Genomic DNA, 21,482 nt, shown 5'->3' on the forward strand with positions numbered 1-21,482 from the left:
AGACATTTTTAATCGTGATTTATATTTCTTTTACTTCTTTGCTTTCATGATCTATAGAAGCATTCATCTTACCTATTTTAATGGCATTGAGGTATTTTCTTAATTCCTTTTTAACCTTTGGCGAAAGCAGCAACAGACCAATTATATTGGGAAATACCATAGCAAAGATCATCGCATCAGAGAAAGCGATCACCGCACCAAGACTTGAAGATGCTCCTACGATAAGGAATAATAAGAATAGAACTTTATAAACAACATCAGAAGTTTTTCCTTTTCCGAATAAATATTTCCAGGACTGAAGACCATAATATGACCATGAGATCATAGTAGAAATTGCAAACAAAATAACTGCGATAGTAAGTACTATAGAGAAATAAGGTATTGCAGAATCAAAAGCTACAGAAGTTAGATCTACACCATTTATGGGTTGATTTGTAGCATTAAGCATTACATTACTTGCAGCATCAAGATTACCATAGGTAAATAAGTTGTGCTTTGCGTTTGTAATAACAATTACAACAGCAGTCATAGTACAAATTATAACTGTATCTACAAATGGCCCAAGCAGTGCAGTTAAACCTTCACTTGCCGGGTAACGAGTTTTTACCGCAGAATGTGCAATAGCCGCAGACCCAACACCAGCTTCATTAGAAAACGCCGCACGTTGAAAACCTACAATTAAAACTCCTACTACACCACCAAAGGCTGCATTAGGATTTATTGCACCTTGCCAAATCTGGTTAGCAGCGTAAGGTATCATATCATAATTGATACAGATAATTATTAGACCTGCCAGAATATAAATGATAGCCATAAATGGAACCACTTTTTCAGTAACAGAACCTATTCTTTTTATACCACCTATAATAACAAGCCCAACGATTATTGCCATTACAATACCGCTATAAAGACCAGCATTAGGATTTTCCCACCCCATCATCTGGATCAATTGAGAAGCAGCCTGATTAGACTGAAACATGTTACCCCCACCAAAGGAGCCACCTATACACATTATTGCAAAGAATACGGCGAGAACTTTACCAAGACCGGCCATACCCATTTCTTTTAGACCCTTAGACAGGTAATACATGGGACCACCATAAGTCTTACCTTCTTCATCAACTTCACGGTATTTAACACCTAAAGTACATTCTGTAAATTTTGAGGCCATACCTAAAATTCCGGCTAGTATCATCCAGATCGTTGCACCTGGACCACCCAATGCTATTGCTACGGCTACACCGGCAATATTCCCCAGACCTACAGTAGCAGAAAGAGAAGCGGTTAATGCCTGAAAGTGTGTAACCTCACCGGGAACTTCACCAGTTAAGTGAATGGTATCTTTAATTTTTCCATCTTCAACCACGATTTCCTCATCTGCGGGAACATGATGATCTAGTTCATCATATTTACCAGAAGCAGTTTTTAACGAGGTTTTGGTATACATAAAGTTTACCCCTTTAAAATAAATAGTAAAGAACATCGCACCTAATAATAAAAGAATAATTACGATGGGCAGATCTTTACCTGCAATTTGTACAGGGTAAAAAATTAAGTCTACTATGGGAGTTGTATATTTTGCAAAAGACTCATTAATTGATTCGCCTAAACTTTGACTTTCTTGGGCAAAACTGAAAAAAGGAAATATTAAACAACAAATCGAGAGTATAAATTTATTCATGAGAAATTCTGGGTTATTATATTTTTTAGATGAAAACGGCAAGATGCTAAAAAAATAGTCTGCTTCAAAGACAAAACCAGTTAAAATACTCAATCGGTAGAGAATGATGCGAAATACGATTCAATTTTCTACAAAAAAAATCCTCAATAAATTGATAATTAGTATTAACCTTTAATTAGCAATTTACTGAAGAAATTAATATATAGTTCCCTATTTATAGAAATTCTGCTATTTAATAGCAGCTTCTTTCAGCTTTATGGCAGATAAATAGCGTGTGAGTTGTTGTTTTACCACCGGAAAGAGGAAGAAAAGACCTACCATGTTAGGAAAAATCATCGCAAAAATCATCGCATCAGAAAAATCCCAGATCGATTTCATGTTTGCTGCAGCCCCAATTACAACAAATGTCAGAAAGAGTAATTTATAAACGAGATCAGCGGTTTTCCCTCTGCCAAATAAATACTTCCAGGCCTGTAAACCATAATACGACCAGGATATCATAGTAGAAACAGCAAATAGAACAACTGCGATTGTTAGAAATATTTGAGAAAATGGAATAAACTCAGCAAAAGCTTTTGAAGTAATTCCTGCTCCTTCGTATGACAAACCATCTATAATAACTGCTCCAGAGCCATCACCACCATATTCAAAAGCACCATTAAAATTAAAAATGATAATAACCAGTGCAGTCATTGTACAAATTACCACCGTGTCTATAAAAGGTTCAAGAAGTGCAACCAGACCTTCGCTGGCAGAATATTTTGTACGTACTGCCGAGTGTGCAATAGAAGCAGACCCTGCTCCTGCTTCATTAGAAAAAGCAGCTCGCTTAAAACCAACCAGCAGCACACCTATTATACTCCCAACACCAATAGCTCTGGGATTAAAAGCTTCTTCAATAATCAATGCAATTGCATCATCCATCAAACCTATGTTGGCCAGTACAATGTAAATACAAGCCGCCAGATACATAATCGCCATAAAAGGAACGATTTTTTCGGTTACAGAGGCGATTCTTTTAATACCACCTATGATCACAATTCCTACTAAAACGGCCAGAACAATCCCTATCCAGAATCCTGCACCCGTACTTTCAAGATTGAATAATTCTTTTAACACAATAGTTGCCTGGTTAGACTGTGCTGCATTACCACCACCAAATGAGCCGCCTATGCAGAAAACAGCAAATAGAACTGCGGCAATTTTACCCAGAGTTGCAAAACCTTTTTCTTTTAAACCTTTTGTTAAGTAATACATAGGCCCGCCATAAATAGTCCCGTCTGTACCCACATCACGGTACTGAACACCAAGAGTACATTCTACAAATTTGGTCGACATACCCAACAGACCGCAAATGATCATCCAGAAAGTTGCCCCGGGACCTCCCAGTGCAATTGCCAAAGCTACGCCAGCTATATTTCCATTTCCTACGGTACCAGAAACCGCAGTCGCCAGAGCCTGAAAATGGCTTACTTCTCCTGCAGAGCTTTCGTCACGAATTGTATCGATAATATCACCGTCTATAGCAAGGTCATCATCCAGACTTTCTATATGAGATTCAAAATCTTTAACGGTATTCATATCAACACCATTTGCGATACCCTCTTCTCCATATAATATTTTAGCACCATGATTCTCTATATCTTCATATTTGCCTCGTACTGTTTGTATGGCGCGCCAGAAATATCTAAAATTTGGGAAACCAAAATAAACCGTAAAAAAGAGCGCACTAAAAACAAGAAGTATCAATACGAACGGTGTATCAAAAACTGTAAAGAATATTAGTTTTGAAAAGAAATTTGAAACAGGAGCAAAGGCTTGGTTTATTTGCTCATCGATACCTACCTCTCCTGTCTGTTGCGCAAAAGAAGATAATGTTGCACACAGAAATACCAATAGAAAAAGGGATTTTTTCATATTTACCAGAATAATTTAGTTAATGATTCAGAAGTTGATGAATTTCCAAAATCACTCTGGTGATCCCAACTTTAGCTAAATGTAAACATAATATTAAATCGCAAATTCTTTATGTAATTTTTTTATTTGTTCAGGCCTGCCTATCACTATCAGTTTTGAATTCATTTCTATTAATAGCGAAGCTTCAGGATTGATGATATAATCGCCGCTGGGAGATTTATATCCTATTATAGAACAACCTGTTTTGTTACGCAGATCAATATCCCGTATTGTACGATCCCGATTATCTGGGCACACCGCTTCATAAGTGATTTCCTGCACGTTAACACTGCCTTCTGTCGATACCTGTAGATTATCTAAAAATTCAACAAGATCAGGGACAACTACCAGAGAGGCCATGTGATCACCTCCTATCTTGTCTGGCATAATTACATTGTCTGCCCCGGCAAATTTTAATTTTTGATAAGTCGTTTCTTCAGAAGCGCGACTTATTATTTTTAATTTAGAGTTGATCTGGCGCGCAGAAAGAACAACAAACAAATTATTAGAATCGTCTGGTAAAGCAGAAATAAGTGTAGAAGCTCGCTCTACTCCCGCCTTTAATAAAACCTCATCTTCATTTGCGTTGCCGCGTACAAATAGAACATCTTCAGTTTCAAATCTGTCTGCAATTTGATCATTACGTTCAATAATTACAAAGGGTTTACCGTAAGTCATGAGTTTTTGCACAGCTTGCTTCCCATTACGACCATAACCCACAACTATCACATGACCTGAAAAACTATCTATCTTCTTTTGCACTTTTTTCTGTTTTAAAAGTTCGTAATTACTTCGGCTTAAAATATATTCTGTAATAATTGTAATTGCATAACCCAATGTGATAACGCTCGTAATAATAAGAAAAACAGCAAACATTTTCCCACTATCATTTAAAGGTTGCACCTCACCATAACCTACAGTACTTATGGTTATAATGGTCATGTAGATAGAGTCTATCCAGGAGTGATGCGCAAATACCCTAAAACCAAATATACCTACAGACACCATTCCTAATATAGAAAGTAACGCGAGATATATTTTAAATCTAAAAAGCTTTAGCATAATTTATAGATCAAATACAGAAGAACGTTTTGTGTAAACCAGATCTTTTAATTTTAGCCAGAATGCGAGCGTAAGATATATAGCAAAACCCAATCCCATTGTTGCAAAAGACAGATAAATGAAGAATAGTCGTACATTCTTTGTACGTATTCCCAGGCGGTCTGCCAGACGTGAGGACACATAGAAGCCGTTGCGCTCAAAAAAATGCCGAATAGCGTAAATTAATTTCATCACTTGCAAATTACTAAAATTAAGCTTGCATTATTCTTTCGCTGATTGCGAAATCAAATAGTTACCCACAGCACAATGCAGGCATCTGTTTACATCACAATAATGTTTCTTTAAATGCAAAAGCGCCTGAGAGTTGAGTGCATGATCGTCAAGTTCTCTTAGATTTTTAAAACCCTCAACAATACTATTCTTTTCCGCTTTAAGAGACATGATTAGCTGTAAAAGATCAGCTTCTTTATTTAGGTTCATGTATTTAGAATACGCAAATTGAATAGGAATAATAGTATTTATAAGTAAAAGATCGACAAATGAATTACTTAGTCTTTTCGCTCTTGGCGAATGACTTCTCCCAAAGTTATAATGAGTTTTCCAATATTCTGAAACATTCACATCAAACAAAGCGTAACTCTCTTTTTTAGTTTTTATAGCAACAACCTTTTGAAAAAGCTGTGATTCTTTCTCATATAAATTGGCCAATTGTGACAGTCTGATAGTTGGAAAATTAGGCGGGCGAAGTTTAAAATATTGAATAGGAATCGCGTTTTCATCAATTGCATATTTTGACTTAATGAATCTGTATTGTTCTTTCCAGAGCTTAATTTGTCTTTCTGCATCGTCCTTAGGCAATAAATTGTTCACTCCTAAAAAGAGTGCTTCTAATTCGCCGGTATTATTAGAGATTTTACGAATGACAGAAAAAGGAATATTCCCCGCCATATCAGCAAATGCCTGCGCATTGATCTTAGTACCAAAATTGCGCGCCAGCATTGTAAAGAGAACCGCTTCCCAATCGTTATTAGAAGCTTTTAGCAGCTTTTCTATAAAAAGTACTTTCTCTTCTAAACGGTCGATATATTGCCGTTCTAGCCAGTTTTTTATTAGATATGGGGGGATTTTTTCAAAATCATTTTCACAGTTTATAAATTGATATTTTTGCTCATAAAATAATTTTCTATAACCTGTAATAAGTTCCGGGTTTACATAATTTTTTAAAACCAGGGTGGTTAACTGCAGATCGTTTGGGCCATACACTGGCGTATCGTCTTCCCATACCACATGTAGTATAACATTATCATAAGCGCGATCTTCCTCATGTTGATGCGCATACCAGCCAGATGATTTTAAATGTATCTCTACATTTCCCGCCCATAATTGATCATCGATTTTTAACTGTGCATTCAGAAAGTCTGGCCCGGCCAGATGATTGTGCGCACCGCTGTTAATTAAGGTTATTGATTCTCCTGAGATTGATTTAGCTTCCGCGAAAGCAAACTTTTTATATTTCCATAAATAATGAAGAAACTCCTCTTTCATTTTTTAAAGCTATAAGAATTTAGCATAACCTTAATAACAATTTGCTGTTGCTTTGGTAATTTTAAAACAAAAATCAACTAACTATGAAACGATTAAATCTATTATTCATCGCTCTTCTGGCTATAAGTATAACTTCTTGTGGTAACAGAGAAACACAAAAAGATGAAGACGAAATTCAATTAGAAGAACAAGATAACATTAGCACTCAGTATGAAAAAGCGATAGTAGATGAAATGCCATCTGCAGATGATCAAAACGAGATCAATGAGGCTAAAGGTGTCATTAATGATTATTATGGCGCTTTAGGCAGAAGCCAGCCACGTGATGCTTATGATCTAATGGATCCCGGTAGTAATCGTGGTTCATTTTCAGAATTCTCAGAGAAGCAGTCTAAATATGAAAATATTGAAGTAAGTTTTACAGATGAGAAACCCACAGTAAGTGATATGGGTAATAATTATTCTGTAAAAATGCCAATACGGTATACCGGCACAACTGCGCAGGGTAATCAGGAAACCTATAGCGGTACAGCAGAACTTATGAAACAAAAGACAGACGACGGTGAATACAGAATCACTTCTCTGGATGTTAAACGTGAAGATTCTTAAAATTTAATAATAAGAATAACAAAAAAGGCTGCTTCTTGAGCAGCCTTTTCTATTATTTAAGCTCACTGGCCGCTTTTTCATCTAAATAACCCATTTTTTTCATCCATTCATCATTGTACATTTTGCCTACATATCTACTACCGTGATCATGGAAAAGAACCACTACCACATCGTCTTTAGTAAATTTATCTTTTAGCTGAAGTAATCCTTTTATCGCAGCACCTGCAGAGTTGCCCAAAAACATACCTTCTTCTTTTGAAAGACGCTGTGTGTAGATCGCAGCATCTTTATCAGTCACTTTTGTGAAACCATCAATAATCTCAAAATTCACATTCTTAGGTAGAATATCTTCGCCTATACCTTCGGTTACGTAAGGATAAATTTCATTTTTATCAAATTCTCCGGTTTCATGATATTTTTTAAAAACTGAGCCGTATGTATCAACACCCCAAATTTTAATATCAGGATTTTGTTCTTTTAAATATTTCCCTACTCCAGAGATTGTACCACCGGTGCCTACGCCAACTACAAAATGTGTGATCTTTCCATCGGTTTGTTTCCAGATCTCAGGACCGGTGCTTTCATAATGGGCCTGAGTATTACTTAAATTATCATATTGGTTTACATACCAGGAGTTGTCAATTTCTGTCGCTAGTCTCTTAGCAGTAGAATAATAAGACCGGGGATCATCTGAAGCTACATCTGTTGGGCATACTATAACTTCGCTTCCCACGGCTTTGAGTATGTCCATTTTCTCTTTGCTTTGCTTGTCAGACATAACACAGATCAACTTGTAACCCTTCACGATTGCAGCAAGCGCCAGACCCATCCCCGTATTTCCAGACGTGCCTTCTATAATTGTCCCGCCGGGTTTTAGTAGTCCTTTTTTTTCGGCATCTTCTATCATTTTTACAGCCATTCTGTCCTTTACAGAATTTCCCGGATTAAAGGTTTCATATTTAGCAAGCACAAGACAAGGTAGCTCTGCGGTGAGTTTATTCAGTTTAACAAGTGGCGTATTTCCTATCGTGCCAAGGATATTTTCAACATAATCCATAAATGGGTTTTTAACAGCTAAATATACCTTTTCTTCTTCGGAAGGTAAAAAATGAGCTGTTAATCAAAATCTAAATCCGGGAATTTGATGAGTACCTTAAAATTGGTTTAGCTAGATGTAAAAGGTCTATTAATCAAACTTGATCGTCTTGACCGGAGAAATTTTGGTAATAATATAAGATGGTATCAGCAACATTGCCGCACAAAGAATAAAAGTCCCAATATTTAATAAAAGGATGTATCCCCAATCTAAATAGACCGGAGCTTCAGTTACATAATATGTTTCCGGATTTAAAGAAATCACACCAAAGTATTTCTGGATAAGGATTAAGCCTATCCCAATTATATTCCCCCAGAAAAGTCCCTGTATAACCAGATAAAGCGCATTGTACATGAATATTTTTCTGATTGTCCAGTTAGAACTTCCCAGCGCTTTCAAGATACCTACCATTTTTGTGCGCTCCAGAATAAGAACAAGAAGCGCAACAATCATATTGATACCCGCCACAATGATCATCACTCCTATTATTAATGCGATGTTGAAGTCAAAAAGCGACAGCCACTCAAAAATGGAATAATATTTCTGCGTGATAGTCATCGAGTTAAGCAGCGAACCCGTATTTGCATAGACCTCATTACCTATTTTCTGTAGATTATTAAAATCATTGACGAAAACCTCAAAAGCGCCCACTTCATCATCTTCCCATTTATTTAATTTCTGAATATGCCTAATATCTGCAAAAAGATAACTCTGGTCAAATTCCTGAAAACCGGAATCATAAATCCCTACAATATCAAAGCGCCTGTTTAAAAATCCGCCGTCTTCCTTTAAAAAATAGACAATTACCTTGTCATTATTTTTAAAACCAAGCCTATCTGCGAGATACCTGCTTATAAGAATTTCTGTATTTAGTCCATTAGAATAATCAGGAAGTCTGCCGGCTACCAGAAATTCTTTCATGTATTCCCAGCGATAATCTGTACCAACACCTTTAACTATTATTCCCTCAAAATCTGTTTCGGTGCGAATGACGCCCGCTTTTGTGGCCGTTCCCTGAATATGGGTGACTTCAGGCACAGCTGTAAAATTTGGGTAAAAATCTTGTTTAGTTGAAATAGGATTCAGCGTGATATCGCTGTTATTACCGTCAAAATTTGAGATGATAATATCACCATTAAAAGCAGAGACTTTCTCACGTATTTTTTGCTGAAGCCCCACGCCCGTCGCAATAGTGATCATCATCATGACAACTCCCAGAACAATGGCGATAATCGCAATTTTAATTATAGGGGTTGAAGCAGTACTTTTATACTTTCCAGCCTTAATTATGCGTTTGGCAATAAAATATTCAAAATTCAATCGTCCTATGGCGTTACGTTTGCTCAAAAGTACCGTTTTTTTATTTCTTCTTATTCTGTTTTCATGTGCCAATAAAAGTGCTACTGGTTCCGCTTCTGCGAAAAATACACAGGCTCACAAAACCTTGAACCAAAAACCAGAAACCTTAAACCCAATTATTCTTGGTGCAAATCGCACTGATAAATACCTCCCTTTTTTGCATCAAAAACGGGTAGGAATAGTAGGAAATCCCAGTTCGCTTATTCTCTCTAAAACTTCGGCTCAAGGCGAAAAGCTATATACGCATCTCGTAGATTCACTTCTAAGTCTAAACATAAATATTGTAAAAGTATTCTCTCCCGAGCATGGTTTTCGCGGAACCGCAGATGCCGGTGAAACTATAAAAGACGGTAAAGACGCAAAAACTGGTTTACCCGTGGTTTCACTTTACGGAAAAAATAAAAAACCTACGCAAGATCAACTTAACGGAATAGATATTCTGGTATTCGATATTCAGGATGTAGGTGTACGTTTTTATACCTATATCGCTACGATGCACTACGTGATGGAAGCTGCTGCCGAAGCGGGAATCCCTGTAATTATTCTAGATAGACCTAATCCCAACGGAAGTTACGTTGACGGCCCGGTTATGGAAAAAGAACACACTAGCTTTTTAGGCATGCATGCCGGCGTTCCACTTGTTCACGGGATGACAATAGGTGAATATGCGCAAATGATGAACGGTGAAGGCTGGTTGAGTGATTCTTTAAAATGTGACCTTACCGTCATCCCATTGGAAAATTACAAACATGCCCTGCCCTACTCGCTTCCTGTAAGGCCATCGCCCAATTTACCTAATGATAAAGCAATTAATCTCTATCCCAGCCTAGGTTTACTTGAAGGTACAAACCTCAACGCCGGGCGTGGTACAGATATGCAGTTTCAAGTTATTGGTTCGCCGTACTTACCGGAATCAAAATATCCGCTTATTTATACCCCAAAACCCAATTTTGGGGCTAAAAATCCGAAATTTAATGGTGAGATCTGCCACGGGATCGATTTGCGCAACACGCCAAGAATGAAGGAAGTAAACCTTAATTGGATTATTGACGCTTATAACAATTATATCAATAAAGATGCATTCTTTAATACAGCCAACTTCACCGCTCACGCGGGAACTGCAAAATTGCAGCAGCAAATAGAAGCCGGTTTAACCATGGAGGAGATTAGACAAAGCTGGCAGGCAGATCTTGATACTTTTAAAAAAATAAGATCTAAGTATTTAATTTATAAATGATCATCTAATCTGTCACCATGTTAAATCAACAACCTCGGGCAAGCCCGCAAGGTGTGAAAATTGCTAATTCTTATTCTCTCAGAAATCTTTGGGAACATTGAGAAGAACGCTTTAACCAACTTGATCAGGGATTACTCAATCTTAAAAATAAAAGCAATGAAGACTAATCTACGTATGCAGTTTCTAATAGACAAAGAAACTACTTCTATTATTGTAAAAAGAGAATTTAAAGCACCTCTGTCAAGCGTGTGGTCTGCGTGGAGAGAACCAGAAATTCTTGATCAATGGTGGGCACCACGACCCTGGAAATCACAAACAAAAGTAATGAACTTTGTAGAAGGTGGAAAACGCTTATATGCAATGGTAGGACCTAAGGGAGAAGAGCAATGGTGCTTAGTAAATTACACTTCTATCACTCCCAAAACAAATTTTAAATATCACGATGCTTTTTGCGACGCAGAAGGAAATATAGATACGAAATACTTTTCTGGTTCACAATGGAATGTTGACTTTACAGACCATTCAGATTCTACTTTTGTAAATGTTACAGTAAAGTACAATTCGCATGAAGATTTGGAAAAAATAATCCAAATGGGCTATAAAGAAGGATTTATTATGGCCATGGAAAATCTAGACGAATTATTTTCAAATAAGCATTAATATCCCGTCATTTCTAATAAAATCAACTTCAACAGAAGAAGCTACTCATTGCGCTTAAAAATTTAAAAAAGCCATAACTTCTTCTGTTCAACTTCACAAATTCTTAACCGATATTTGCACCCACAGCCAAACAACCAATGGAGCAAAAATTAAAGCAACGCATAGCACTTAGTGTTTACTTTTTTCTTTCAGGATTTTGCTTTTCTACGTGGGCTTCTCGCATCCCTACCATTAAAACTATTTTTAATCTAAATGATGCTGAGCTGGGTAATTTACTACTGGCAATGCCGGTAAGTTCATTGATTGGTCTACCCATTTCAGGATGGTTAGTATCGCGCTTTGACAGTAGAATACCTCTGCAGGTAGCATTCCTCTTTTTCTCTATCGCATTAATAGTTATTGGGGTTTCAGACAGTTTGTATCTTTTAATTCCTGCTGTTTGTGTTTTTGCATTCTGTATGCGTATTCTCAACATTGCGATGAACACGCAATCTATCACTTTACAAAAAGTGTTTCCACGAAAAATTATAGGGTCTTTTCACGGTATCTGGAGTAGCGGCGGCTTACTTGGCGTAGGTTTTTCTACGCTCATGGTAAAATGGGATACACCCATGCGTTATCATTTGTTGAGTGTGGCTCTTTTTACCTTTGTTACCTCAATATTAGCCTATAGATATCTTATTACAAATGACAGATCGCCGCAGGGTAACTCTATAAAACTAGGCAAACCAGATAAGTTTATTTTATACCTCGGGCTTATGGTTTTCTTTGCCGCGGTTTGCGAGGGTGGCATGTTCGACTGGAGCGGCGTTTACTTTAAAGAAGTTGTGAAAGAGGATATTTTCACCCTGGGTTATCTGATTTTTATGATATTTATGGCGCTTTCCAGATTCTTCTCAGACAGGGCTATTGAGAAAATAGGTCTTGAGAAAATGTACGTCATCAGCGCAGCACTTATCTCAACCGGAATACTTACAGTTATCATTTTTCCTTATTTCTGGCCGGCAATTGCAGGTTTTAGCATAGTAGGATTAGGTGTTGCCGCAATTATCCCGATGACTTTCAGTCTGGCAGGGACGTCAGAAAAATATTCTGCCGGGATGGCAATTTCTATAATTGCAACTTATGGCATTGTAGGAATGCTCATGGGACCGCCTATTATTGGTTATCTGGCTCATCTCTTCAATCTAAAAGTTTCTTTCTTACTTTTTATGACTTCCGGATTGATGCTAATACCTGTTTCTCAGCTATTTTTTAGATATCAAAAAAGAGTAAAATCTTAATCTCATCAATCTTTCTTTCACTCTAAGTTTAAATACTTAGGCCGAAAATTTTATCTTTAGAAAATCATTCAGGATAAGCCTGTTGATCAACCCTTCTAATTATAACCCTATGAAACTAATTACCCGCACTTTAATAGTTGCTGCGTTGTGCGTTCCTACCCTAATTTTTGCTCAGGAAGATCCTGTCATTAAAAAAATTCAGAACGAAGAAAATTCAAATTCTAAATTAAAAGTACTTGCTCACGAGCTGCTCGATGTAGTTGGTCCTCGATTAGTGGGTACGCCTCAAATGAAAAATGCGCATGACTGGGCTGTTGCGAAATATAAAAGCTGGGATATACCTGCCGAAAATCAACAATGGGGAACCTGGCGCGGCTGGGAACGCGGAGTAAGTCATATAGATCTTGTGAGCCCGCGCGTGCAAACTTTGGAAGGTCGCCAACTGGCCTGGAGCCCGAGCACGGGTAAAAAAGCAGTTACTGCTGAAGTTGTTCTTTTGCCCGAAGCTACTGATTCCATTGCTTTTAAAAATGCTATTTCTGCAGTGAAAGGAAAATTTGTTCTGGTGTCTATGAAGCAACCTACGGGCAGACCAGATGATAACTGGGAAAAATGGGCAACACCAGAATCGTTTGAAAAAATGAAGAAAAACAGGGATAGCCTTCAGGAAATCTGGGATACTAAGATAAAGAACACCGGTTACACCTCAAGAACATTACCTGTTGCATTAGAAAAAGCAGGAGCGGCGGGAATCGTTTCTTCGTATTGGTCAAGAGGTTTTGGTGTAAATAAAGTGTTTTCGGCTTATACAAAAGAGATTCCCACGATCGATCTGGCTTTAGAAGATTATGGCCTGCTTTATAGAATGGCAGAATATGATGATAAACCAGAAATTAGCGTTGTCGCACAATCTAAAGAGTTGGGTGAAGTGCCAACTTTTAATACCATCGCTCAAATTAAAGGCACAGAAAAACCTGAAGAATATGTCATTCTTTCTGCGCATTTTGATTCATGGGATGGTGCTACCGGTGCGACAGACAATGGTACAGGAACTCTAGTCATGATGGAAGCTATGCGTCTTCTCAAAAAGATATATCCTAACCCAAAGCGCACAATTATGGTCGGTCACTGGGGAAGTGAAGAAGAAGGCCTTAATGGTTCACGCGCTTTTGTAAAAGACCATCCTGAGATCGTAGCAAATGTGCAGGCGGTTTTTAATCAGGATAATGGTACAGGTCGCGTAGCCACAATTTCCGGTAACGGATTTTTAAATGCTTATGATTATTTAGGCAGTTGGTTATATGCCGTTCCAGACGAAATTAGCCGCGAAATTGAAACTAACTTTCCCGGTACACCCGGGCGTGGCGGTTCAGATTATGCATCTTTTGTCGCTGCCGGTGCACCTGCTTTCAATTTGAGTTCGCTAAGCTGGGATTATTGGAATTACACCTGGCATACCAACCGCGATACTTACGACAAGATCGTTTTTGACGACTTACGCCAAAATGTGATTCTTACAGCAGTTCTTGCATACATGGCAAGTGAAGATCCTGATACAACCTCACGTGAACAAGCAGTTTTACCCATGAACCGCAGAACAAACAGCCAGATGACCTGGCCTGAAGCTCGTGATGCTACTCGTAAAGGTGGTCTTGACGAAAATTAAACCCTTCCTCAGATTTCATCAGATTTCTCGATAATATTGATTAAATATCAAACCGAAAAAAGCAGCAAATCAACCGATTTTGCTGCTTTTTTATGCGATTTTTTTAAGCTTTGCTAAATACTTTTCATCCTGCTGAACTTGTTCCAGCATCGCACCAGATTCAAAAAGTAATTAGGATAAGACCTACACTTCGACAGGCTCAGTGTGACAGTTCCAAACCTTTATAAAGTATTGAGATATTTAAAGTTGTTTTATCTCTTCAAGTTCTTCAGGAGAGACTGTGAGCAGTCCCGGTTTTACAAGTCGGGAAATCATGGTGCGCCAATTTTCCTCCCTCTCAAAAATTGATTTAAAAATAGGTTTTGCTTCTTCTACTCTACCGCCGTTTGCAAGAGCAACAGCTTTCCAGAATTTCATCTCCAGATTATCAGGAAACATAGTTTCTGCTGTACCGTATTCTTCAAGAGCTTTATTCATATCGCCGGCTTCTACGGCAAGATCTCCCCTATTCATAAATTCATAAGCTCGTGCCGTTTTTAAAAGTCGGTCAAGTTCTTCTATAGGGTTTGCGTTATCATCTACTCTCAGGTCGATTTTATGCTCTTCCCAGGGGTTTTTTACTTTGTCAGGACCAACCACAATTAGCGCTGCAGATTGTTTACCGCGAATATCCCCACCGGCAGCCTGCGCTGCTTTTAATACTTCAACAACACGTTCTGCTAAAGGCAGATCTGCGTGTTCTTTAAATGCTTTCGCCATAGCGGGAACAACGTCATCATTGAGCATCATGTTTGCTTGTACAGAGAAGTTATTTTCAGTGATCTGATGTGCAGATTCTACACATTTTTCTCCGGTATAAGCAGCTGCACTATTTTTATCAAGAAAGGCCACCTGGCGGTAATCACGACCGTCATCTTTCGCGATAAGTATATTAAGAGCCTCTTTTGCAGAAGTTCCGTTTGCCATTAGTTCAAGACCGTTGGGACCGTAGGCCGGATTTACAAACGACTGCGTAGCAACAACGCCCACACCAGATTTCCCCCAGGAAACCAAAGAACCCACAGAAAACCAGTGACTTTGAACGCCAACCGCCATTTCGCCGGTAACAGAATCTCTGGCTACAACAGAAAAGGTGTGCGCAAAAGCCTCTTTTTCTGCATTTATATTTTGAGCAAAAGCACCGGAAAAACTCATTAAAAGAAGAATTAAATAGCGTAATTTTTGTTTCATAATCTTGTTATTTATTAAATACATTTCAGCTTAAAGCTTAATACGTTCTTTCATTTTCTCCACAATATTAAAAGCGGCAGGGCAAACCGGCATATTCTTTAAGGTGATAGTTGTGATCTGCTGAAATTTCTTTCTGTCTGTATGTGGAAATTCCGCGCAAGCTTTTGGCCGCACATCGTAGATCAAACAATAATTATCTGAAGCCAGAAATGGGCAAGGCAGTTGCTGCAACACATAATCGTTATCTTCATCAATCTTAAGATATGTATCTATAAACTGCGCATCTTTCATTTTAAAATGCTTTGCAATACGCGTGATATCCCGATCTGTGAATAAAGGTCCTGTAGTCTTGCAACAGTTGGAACAATTGAGACAATCTGTTTTAGCAAATTCTTCATCATGCAAATCCTGCATCTGGTAATCAAGATCTTTAGGTGGTTTGCGCTTTAGCTTTTTAAAATAAGCAGCATTCTCCTTGTGTTTGTCTTTAGCAAGGTCTGGGAGTTGCTTTATAAAATCTTCCATGCCGCAAAATTAACCATAAACCGCTTAACGTGTAACCCTAAATGCAATGCCAAAAGCGATTATAGATATCACCATGCCCACCATGAAAAAGACATAGGTGAATCTTAGTATCTTATATTTTCGCGCCAGAACCGTTCCCAGAGCATACAGATCTTTAGTGAGTGAAGAATAGAGATAGGCTTTATCATTCATCACCTCATCCATCGCCCATTCAAAATCGTCAAGCTTCATTTTATGAAATTTACCAAAGAAAACGATATTCACCTTTTTATTGATAACCTCATCTTTAGTAAACGTCCCCGTGGTAATATTAGGTCGCGTGGCAATTATTGACAGGATCATAGAAACTACGCTAAAGGTGATAAAGAGAATCGTAGGATAGATCAAATAATTATTAGAGGGATTATCTAATTTTGGAATTAAATTAGACAGCGCCACAGAAATTATAATCGCATTTACAGAAAGTAAAATATTGGCTTTTCTGTCTGCAATATCGCTTAGCGCTGTATGATTGCGCAACGTGATCCTGAACAACGTATCGATACCTCGTTCTGAACGACCATTTTTATCTGTATCCTTCTTCTTTTTTTTCTTGCTTCCTTTTTCCTTGAGCTTTGAGTAATTTTTGTTGATCTCAATAACATTCAACGCTTTTTGCGCTTGCCATTTTGTAACCGCATAATGCGTATAATACTGCTGTTTTTGAGTCAAAAAAGTGAGGTTTTCCTGCTCCCAGTCTATTTCGCTATAGCTTTCAACGCCCAGCATTTGAGATTCTTCTTTTATGAGATTTGCATAATTAGAATAATTATCAAGACCTAAGTGATAATAATTAGCATCTATTAGTATTTGCTCAAGCAGGTTTTGCGGTTTATGTTCTGGTTTTGTCGCCAGAATACAAGTCTCTATTTTATGAATTTTGCTTTGCGCGAAATTTTTACGCGTTAGAAATTCTGTCGCTATTTTAGCACTTGCAGCTTCGTGATTTTTAGGATCAAGATGAAAACCTATATCATGAAACCATGCGGCAATTTCCAGAATTTCTACTTCTTCTGCGGTAACTTCTTCGGCTAAAGCAATATTTTGAACATGTTCTGCTACTTGTTGCGTATGCGTATAATTGTGGTAAACGTATGTGCCATTATAGTGAGCTGAAAAATAATTAAATACATATTCTTTCACCTCTTCCATCAATGAATTCATAATATTAGTGGGGTTTAGGTTGTAAAAATCGCCTGTAGAGCAGCTAAAATCTGACTTTGAGATATGAAAATCAGGCTCTTTTTAAGGCAGATTAAAATTACGCTTATAGCGGAAACTATTTACTGTTTTACGCATAAAAAGAAACCGGAAATTAAATCGATTTTTGCCTGATATAAGTCGGTTTTTTGAGTCTTGCACCGGTTTTTAAGAGACTTTTTCTTAAAGAAAATCCAATTTTATCACATCGTGTCTCAAGTCTATCTTTTAGTGCTACATTTAATATTGCTTAATAATAATTAAACACAGATAGTTATGCAAAAACCCAATAAACGCCTTGAAGGACAAACATGTATAGTTACCGGCGGAAGCTCTGGAATAGGCGAAGCTGTCTCCCTGGCAATGGGCGAAGATGGCGCAAATGTAGTAGTTAATTATCATTCACATAAAGAGGAAGCAGAGGAGATTGCTCACAAGATTTCTAAGAGCAATTTGGGCGGTGAAGCTATTGCTATAAAATGCGATGTGAGCAAAGAAGACGACGTTCTTAAAATGTTTAAACAGACTGTAGATCACTTTGGTACCGTAGATATCTGTGTTCCTAATGCTGGTTTACAAAAAGATTGTGCCTTACATGAGATGAGCCTTAAAGACTGGCAAACAGTTATAGATATAAATCTTACCGGCCAATTCTTATGCGTGCGGGAAGCTTTACGCGAATTTCTAAAAAGAGGTATGCGCCCAGAAGTTTCTAAATCTTTGGGCAAAATAATTCATATGAGTTCTGTACACCAGATCATACCCTGGGCAGGCCATGCAAACTATGCTGCCTCTAAAGGGGCAATAGTCATGCTTATGGAAACAATTTGCCAAGAATACGCCCCACAAAAAGTACGCTGTAACAGTATTGCGCCGGGAGCGATAAAAACGCCCATTAATCAAAACGCATGGGAAACTGAAGAAGCTCTTGAGAAACTAAATAAGCTTATACCGTACAAACGTATAGGCGTTCCTGGAGATGTAGGCAGTGCTGCCGTCTGGCTTGCTTCAGATGAATCTGAATATATTAACGGTACCACAATTTTTGTAGACGGCGGCATGACATGCTATCCCGGCTTCACCACTAATGGTTAATCTTAAAATCATATATGAGTAACAATACTGAAGAACAAAAAAGACTTGAAGAACATTATAATAAAGAAAATGACTGGCTGCAATGGGGGCCGTATTTAAGTGAAAGACAATGGGGAACGGTAAGAGAAGATTATAGCGCAAATGGCGATGCGTGGAACTATTTTACACACGACCACGCACGCAGCCGCACATACAGATGGGGAGAAGATGGTATCGCAGGAATTTCAGACAGGTATTGTAACATGTGTTTTGCCGTCACATTGTGGAATGGCAAAGATCCTATTTTAAAAGAACGCCTTTTTGGTCTTTCAGGACCGCGTGGTAATCACGGTGAAGATGTAAAAGAGTTGTATTACTATCTGGAAAATACACCCTCTCATTCTTACATGAAACATCTGTACAAGTATCCTCAAAATGAATATCCCTATGATTATCTTGTAGCTGTAAATGGTCAAAGAAATCGCACCGAACAGGAATATGAATTACTTGACACAGGAATTTTAAAAGACAACGCATATTTTGATGTGTATACCGAATATGCTAAAGCCTCTAACGACGATATTCTGGTAAAAATCACGGTGACAAATCGTAATACAGAAGCGGCAGACATTCACGTGTTACCCACTTTATGGATACGCAATTTCTGGAGTTTTAAAAAAGGACGGCAAAAACCGCTTATTAAAAAGGTCGATAAAAATGGCCAATCTTTCGTACAAATAACGCATCCATATCTGGCTGATTACAACCTATACTATGAGGATGCAGATAAATTACTTTTTACTGAGAATGAAAGCAATGACGAGCGTGTTTTTGGGCGCCCTAACGATCATCCTTATAAAAAGGATCTTTTTCATGATGCAGTGATAAATGATGATTTTTCGCTGGCAGCGAAAAAAAATGAAGGGACAAAGTTTGCTCCTCTATACAGCAGAAATATTGCGGGCAATGAGTCTGTTACGATCAGGCTTCGATTATCACAAAATGAGCAAGAGGAACCTTTTTCTGCAGATTTTGAAAATATCTTCAATGCTAGAATTTCAGAATGTGATCAATTTTACAAAGACATCATTAAAGAACGAAATACAGAATCTGCAAATATTCAAAAACAAGCTTTAGCAGGTTTATTGTGGACGAAACAGTATTATAATTATGAAGTAGAACGCTGGCTGCGCGGTGATGATGATACTTCGCCCCCACCGCCAGAGCGTTTTTCAGGACGTAATAATAACTGGAAGACACTGCGTAATCATGATATTCTTTCTATGCCAGACAAGTGGGAATATCCCTGGTATGCCGCGTGGGATTCGGCCTTTCATTGCGTTTCATTAGCGCTGGTCGATCCTGAATTTGCCAAGGAGCAATTGATCCTTTTTACACGAGAATGGTATATGGCGCCTAATGGGCAAATCCCGGCCTATGAATGGTCATTTAGTGATGTGAATCCACCGGTGCAGGCCTGGGCATCGATGCAAGTCTATAAAATTGAAAAAGAAAAAACCGGAAAAGGAGATGTAGCATTCTTAAAAAGAATGTTTAATAAACTCGCTCTTAACTTTACATGGTGGGTAAATCAGGAAGATAAGACACAGAATAATGTTTTTGAGGGCGGATTTTTAGGCCTTGATAATATTGGCGTTTTTGACCGCAGTAACGGCATTCCCGGCGATGCGCACCTTGAGCAGGTAGATGGCACATCCTGGATGGCGCTTTATTGTCTTAATCTGCTGGAGATGAGTCTTGAGATCGCGTTAGAAGATAATACGTACGAAGATATGGCTACTAAATATTTTGGCCATTTTGTCTATATCGCTGAAGCTTTAAATAAAAGAAGCATTGAGAATATTGGCACCTGGGATGATGATGAAGGTTTCTTTTACGACAAATTGGTTTTTCCAGATAAGTCATTTATCCCCATAAAAATTCGGTCTATTGTAGGTCTTTTATCGCTTACAGCTGTACTTCAGGTTAATAAAGAGAAACTTAAGCGTTTACCGGTTTTCACTAAAAGTGTAATTTGGTTTAGAAAATATAGAAAGGAAAACTTAAAATATCTGGTAATTCAGGATTTTGAAGAAGGTAACGACTTGCTGTTAACGCTTGTGCCTAAAGATCGTATGCAAATTTTAATGCGTAGCATTCTTGACGAAAATGAATTTTTAAGTCCGTTTGGCATTCGGTCATTATCAAAAATTCATACTAAGCCGTACAGTATAAAAATTGATGGTGTAGATTATACTATTAGCTATGAGCCTACAGAATCTACCACGCCGCTATTTGGTGGAAACTCTAATTGGCGTGGACCGGTGTGGATGCCTATTAATTATCTCTTTATTCAATCACTTAGGCAGTTTTACACACATTATGGTGACTCAGTTTCTTTTGAATATCCTACAGGAAGCAATAAGAAATTAAATCTAAAAGAGATCAGCGATGAATTAAGCAAAAGACTCATTGCTATTTTCTCACCAGATGAGAAGGGAGAGCGACCTGTTAATCAATTACACGCAGAAGTTTATAAGGACGATCATTTTAAAGACCTTATTCTTTTCTATGAATATTTTAGCGGTGATGATGGTCGCGGTGTAGGTGCTTCACATCAAACCGGTTGGACGGCTCTTGTTGCCAATCTTATCGATGAGACAGACTAAATATTGACCTTACTTTTTAAGATCTGGCTAAAATCTGCTCATTATGGGCAGATTTTAGCCCTTTTTCAGCGATTTTCAGCCTAAAGTATGTGATTTTTTACAGGTATTATTTACAGACGTAAATCAATATTGGTACTATTCTTTTCCTATTCTATTTTGAAAAACTCCGTTAAGGAAAATTTAGCATACATTTCTGATTTTAACACAATTACATAATTAAAATCTCGTTCTAACTCTTTTATGTTCGACCAAAAACACATAACTTTAAATATAAGAAACCTATATCGTTATGAGAGCCAATCTTAAAATACAGAACCTCCAGTCTGACGAATGCCAGCGTGTAATTGAGCGAAACCTAAGCAGGATTCTCGATATGCGTATTGTAAATGTTGATCTAAGAAAAAGAGTAATCTCAATTATCTATGACAGTCCAGAAGTTTTAGATAAGATTGTTAGGGAATTATGGAGCATAGGATTCCCTACCCTGCAAAAAGATTCTCAAATTAGTGGAGCCAAAAGTAACTTTAGCAGTTCAAAGTTGCATCAACCTGTTCTTTAATACAGGTATAGAAAAATTTTAGTAACAACCTTA

18 protein-coding genes are annotated in these 21,482 nt (G+C 37.8%); 8 read left to right on the forward strand and 10 right to left on the reverse strand.

The genetic code is table 11. From position 1 onward, the window contains the following. Nucleotides 1-19: 19 nt before the first annotated feature. The 5 genes from ACH3O9_RS01890 to ACH3O9_RS01910 form a co-directional block, all read right to left on the reverse strand. Nucleotides 20-1,681 carry an alanine/glycine:cation symporter family protein gene (locus ACH3O9_RS01890; RefSeq protein ID WP_416443813.1) on the reverse strand — a complete coding sequence of 554 codons (1,662 nt, stop codon included), beginning with the start codon at nt 1,679-1,681 and terminating at the stop codon, nt 20-22. Nucleotides 1,682-1,909: 228 nt separating this feature from the next. Continuing rightward, nucleotides 1,910-3,598: an alanine/glycine:cation symporter family protein gene (locus tag ACH3O9_RS01895; RefSeq protein WP_416443815.1), complete on the reverse strand. Its 1,689-nt coding sequence runs from the start codon at nt 3,596-3,598 to the stop codon at nt 1,910-1,912. 93 nt (nt 3,599-3,691) lie between these two features. After that, on the reverse strand, nt 3,692-4,699 hold the full coding sequence (locus ACH3O9_RS01900; RefSeq protein ID WP_416443817.1) for a potassium channel family protein: 1,008 nt from the start codon (nt 4,697-4,699) through the stop codon (nt 3,692-3,694). Nucleotides 4,700-4,702: 3 nt separating this feature from the next. Then, a complete protein-coding gene (locus ACH3O9_RS01905) occupies nt 4,703-4,930 on the reverse strand; it encodes a PspC domain-containing protein (RefSeq protein ID WP_416443819.1) in 228 nt (75 codons plus the stop codon). Nucleotides 4,931-4,960: 30 nt separating this feature from the next. Then, the gene (locus ACH3O9_RS01910) at nt 4,961-6,244 is read right to left on the reverse strand and encodes a DUF2851 family protein (protein WP_416443821.1); all 1,284 of its coding nucleotides are present in this window, start codon (nt 6,242-6,244) and stop codon (nt 4,961-4,963) included. An 83-nt stretch (nt 6,245-6,327) separates the two neighbouring features. Here ACH3O9_RS01910 and ACH3O9_RS01915 point away from each other — a divergent pair, with 83 nt between their 5' ends. Continuing rightward, on the forward strand, nt 6,328-6,852 hold the full coding sequence (locus tag ACH3O9_RS01915) for a hypothetical protein (protein WP_416443823.1): 525 nt from the start codon (nt 6,328-6,330) through the stop codon (nt 6,850-6,852). Between the two features lie 52 nt (nt 6,853-6,904). On the opposite strand, the gene ACH3O9_RS01920 is transcribed toward ACH3O9_RS01915, so the two are convergent. Further along, nucleotides 6,905-7,909 (reverse strand): PLP-dependent cysteine synthase family protein, encoded by a 1,005-nt coding sequence (locus ACH3O9_RS01920; RefSeq protein WP_416443825.1) that lies wholly within the window; start codon nt 7,907-7,909, stop codon nt 6,905-6,907. A gap of 129 nt (nt 7,910-8,038) precedes the next feature. Further along, nucleotides 8,039-9,268 (reverse strand): ABC transporter permease, encoded by a 1,230-nt coding sequence (locus ACH3O9_RS01925; protein WP_416446605.1) that lies wholly within the window; start codon nt 9,266-9,268, stop codon nt 8,039-8,041. A gap of 7 nt (nt 9,269-9,275) precedes the next feature. On the opposite strand from ACH3O9_RS01925, the gene ACH3O9_RS01930 reads away from it, so the two are divergent. From ACH3O9_RS01930 to ACH3O9_RS01945, 4 genes are all read left to right on the forward strand, one after another. Beyond that, on the forward strand, nt 9,276-10,544 hold the full coding sequence (locus tag ACH3O9_RS01930) for an exo-beta-N-acetylmuramidase NamZ domain-containing protein (protein WP_416443827.1): 1,269 nt from the start codon (nt 9,276-9,278) through the stop codon (nt 10,542-10,544). Between the two features lie 156 nt (nt 10,545-10,700). Further along, nucleotides 10,701-11,204, forward strand: coding sequence for an SRPBCC family protein (locus ACH3O9_RS01935; protein WP_416443829.1), 504 nt, complete (start codon nt 10,701-10,703; stop codon nt 11,202-11,204). Nucleotides 11,205-11,341: 137 nt separating this feature from the next. Next, complete coding sequence (locus ACH3O9_RS01940) at nt 11,342-12,487, forward strand: MFS transporter (protein ID WP_416443831.1); 1,146 nt, start codon at nt 11,342-11,344, stop codon at nt 12,485-12,487. A gap of 109 nt (nt 12,488-12,596) precedes the next feature. After that, entirely contained in the window at nt 12,597-14,153 is a 1,557-nt protein-coding gene (locus ACH3O9_RS01945) for a M20/M25/M40 family metallo-hydrolase (RefSeq protein WP_416443833.1), read from the forward strand. A gap of 240 nt (nt 14,154-14,393) precedes the next feature. Here the strand turns inward: ACH3O9_RS01945 and ACH3O9_RS01950 are convergent, their stop codons facing one another. Genes ACH3O9_RS01950 through ACH3O9_RS01960 form a run of 3 tightly spaced genes read right to left on the reverse strand, consistent with a single transcriptional unit; the run spans nt 14,394 to nt 17,111 of the window. Then, entirely contained in the window at nt 14,394-15,383 is a 990-nt protein-coding gene (locus ACH3O9_RS01950) for a DUF1028 domain-containing protein (RefSeq protein WP_416443835.1), read from the reverse strand. Between the two features lie 30 nt (nt 15,384-15,413). Then, on the reverse strand, nt 15,414-15,908 hold the full coding sequence (locus ACH3O9_RS01955; RefSeq protein WP_416443837.1) for a YkgJ family cysteine cluster protein: 495 nt from the start codon (nt 15,906-15,908) through the stop codon (nt 15,414-15,416). Between the two features lie 24 nt (nt 15,909-15,932). Then, nucleotides 15,933-17,111, reverse strand: coding sequence for a Pycsar system effector family protein (locus ACH3O9_RS01960; RefSeq protein WP_416443839.1), 1,179 nt, complete (start codon nt 17,109-17,111; stop codon nt 15,933-15,935). Nucleotides 17,112-17,423: 312 nt separating this feature from the next. Between ACH3O9_RS01960 and ACH3O9_RS01965 the strand changes: the two genes are divergently transcribed. From ACH3O9_RS01965 to ACH3O9_RS01975, 3 genes are all read left to right on the forward strand, one after another. After that, entirely contained in the window at nt 17,424-18,242 is an 819-nt protein-coding gene (locus ACH3O9_RS01965) for an SDR family oxidoreductase (RefSeq protein WP_416443841.1), read from the forward strand. 14 nt (nt 18,243-18,256) lie between these two features. Continuing rightward, nucleotides 18,257-20,890 (forward strand): MGH1-like glycoside hydrolase domain-containing protein, encoded by a 2,634-nt coding sequence (locus ACH3O9_RS01970; RefSeq protein ID WP_416443843.1) that lies wholly within the window; start codon nt 18,257-18,259, stop codon nt 20,888-20,890. Nucleotides 20,891-21,179: 289 nt separating this feature from the next. Continuing rightward, nucleotides 21,180-21,449, forward strand: coding sequence for a hypothetical protein (locus ACH3O9_RS01975; protein WP_416443845.1), 270 nt, complete (start codon nt 21,180-21,182; stop codon nt 21,447-21,449). The last annotated feature ends 33 nt before the right edge of the window (nt 21,450-21,482 follow it).

This window comes from Leeuwenhoekiella sp. A16, assembly GCF_047946675.1.
GTDB lineage: Bacteria > Bacteroidota > Bacteroidia > Flavobacteriales > Flavobacteriaceae > Leeuwenhoekiella.

What these genes read in the sequence shown, in the direction of transcription:
- ACH3O9_RS01890 (WP_416443813.1), bottom strand. Translation starts at nt 1,681, where the DNA reads ATGAATAAATTTATACTCTCGATTTGTTGTTTAATATTTCCTTTTTTC.
- ACH3O9_RS01895 (WP_416443815.1), bottom strand. Translation starts at nt 3,598, where the DNA reads ATGAAAAAATCCCTTTTTCTATTGGTATTTCTGTGTGCAACATTATCT.
- ACH3O9_RS01900 (WP_416443817.1), bottom strand. Translation starts at nt 4,699, where the DNA reads ATGCTAAAGCTTTTTAGATTTAAAATATATCTCGCGTTACTTTCTATA.
- ACH3O9_RS01905 (WP_416443819.1), bottom strand. Translation starts at nt 4,930, where the DNA reads ATGAAATTAATTTACGCTATTCGGCATTTTTTTGAGCGCAACGGCTTC.
- ACH3O9_RS01910 (WP_416443821.1), bottom strand. Translation starts at nt 6,244, where the DNA reads ATGAAAGAGGAGTTTCTTCATTATTTATGGAAATATAAAAAGTTTGCT.
- ACH3O9_RS01915 (WP_416443823.1), top strand. Translation starts at nt 6,328, where the DNA reads ATGAAACGATTAAATCTATTATTCATCGCTCTTCTGGCTATAAGTATA.
- ACH3O9_RS01920 (WP_416443825.1), bottom strand. Translation starts at nt 7,909, where the DNA reads ATGGATTATGTTGAAAATATCCTTGGCACGATAGGAAATACGCCACTT.
- ACH3O9_RS01930 (WP_416443827.1), top strand. Translation starts at nt 9,276, where the DNA reads ATGGCGTTACGTTTGCTCAAAAGTACCGTTTTTTTATTTCTTCTTATT.
- ACH3O9_RS01935 (WP_416443829.1), top strand. Translation starts at nt 10,701, where the DNA reads ATGAAGACTAATCTACGTATGCAGTTTCTAATAGACAAAGAAACTACT.
- ACH3O9_RS01940 (WP_416443831.1), top strand. Translation starts at nt 11,342, where the DNA reads ATGGAGCAAAAATTAAAGCAACGCATAGCACTTAGTGTTTACTTTTTT.
- ACH3O9_RS01945 (WP_416443833.1), top strand. Translation starts at nt 12,597, where the DNA reads ATGAAACTAATTACCCGCACTTTAATAGTTGCTGCGTTGTGCGTTCCT.
- ACH3O9_RS01950 (WP_416443835.1), bottom strand. Translation starts at nt 15,383, where the DNA reads ATGAAACAAAAATTACGCTATTTAATTCTTCTTTTAATGAGTTTTTCC.
- ACH3O9_RS01955 (WP_416443837.1), bottom strand. Translation starts at nt 15,908, where the DNA reads ATGGAAGATTTTATAAAGCAACTCCCAGACCTTGCTAAAGACAAACAC.
- ACH3O9_RS01960 (WP_416443839.1), bottom strand. Translation starts at nt 17,111, where the DNA reads ATGAATTCATTGATGGAAGAGGTGAAAGAATATGTATTTAATTATTTT.
- ACH3O9_RS01965 (WP_416443841.1), top strand. Translation starts at nt 17,424, where the DNA reads ATGCAAAAACCCAATAAACGCCTTGAAGGACAAACATGTATAGTTACC.
- ACH3O9_RS01970 (WP_416443843.1), top strand. Translation starts at nt 18,257, where the DNA reads ATGAGTAACAATACTGAAGAACAAAAAAGACTTGAAGAACATTATAAT.
- ACH3O9_RS01975 (WP_416443845.1), top strand. Translation starts at nt 21,180, where the DNA reads ATGAGAGCCAATCTTAAAATACAGAACCTCCAGTCTGACGAATGCCAG.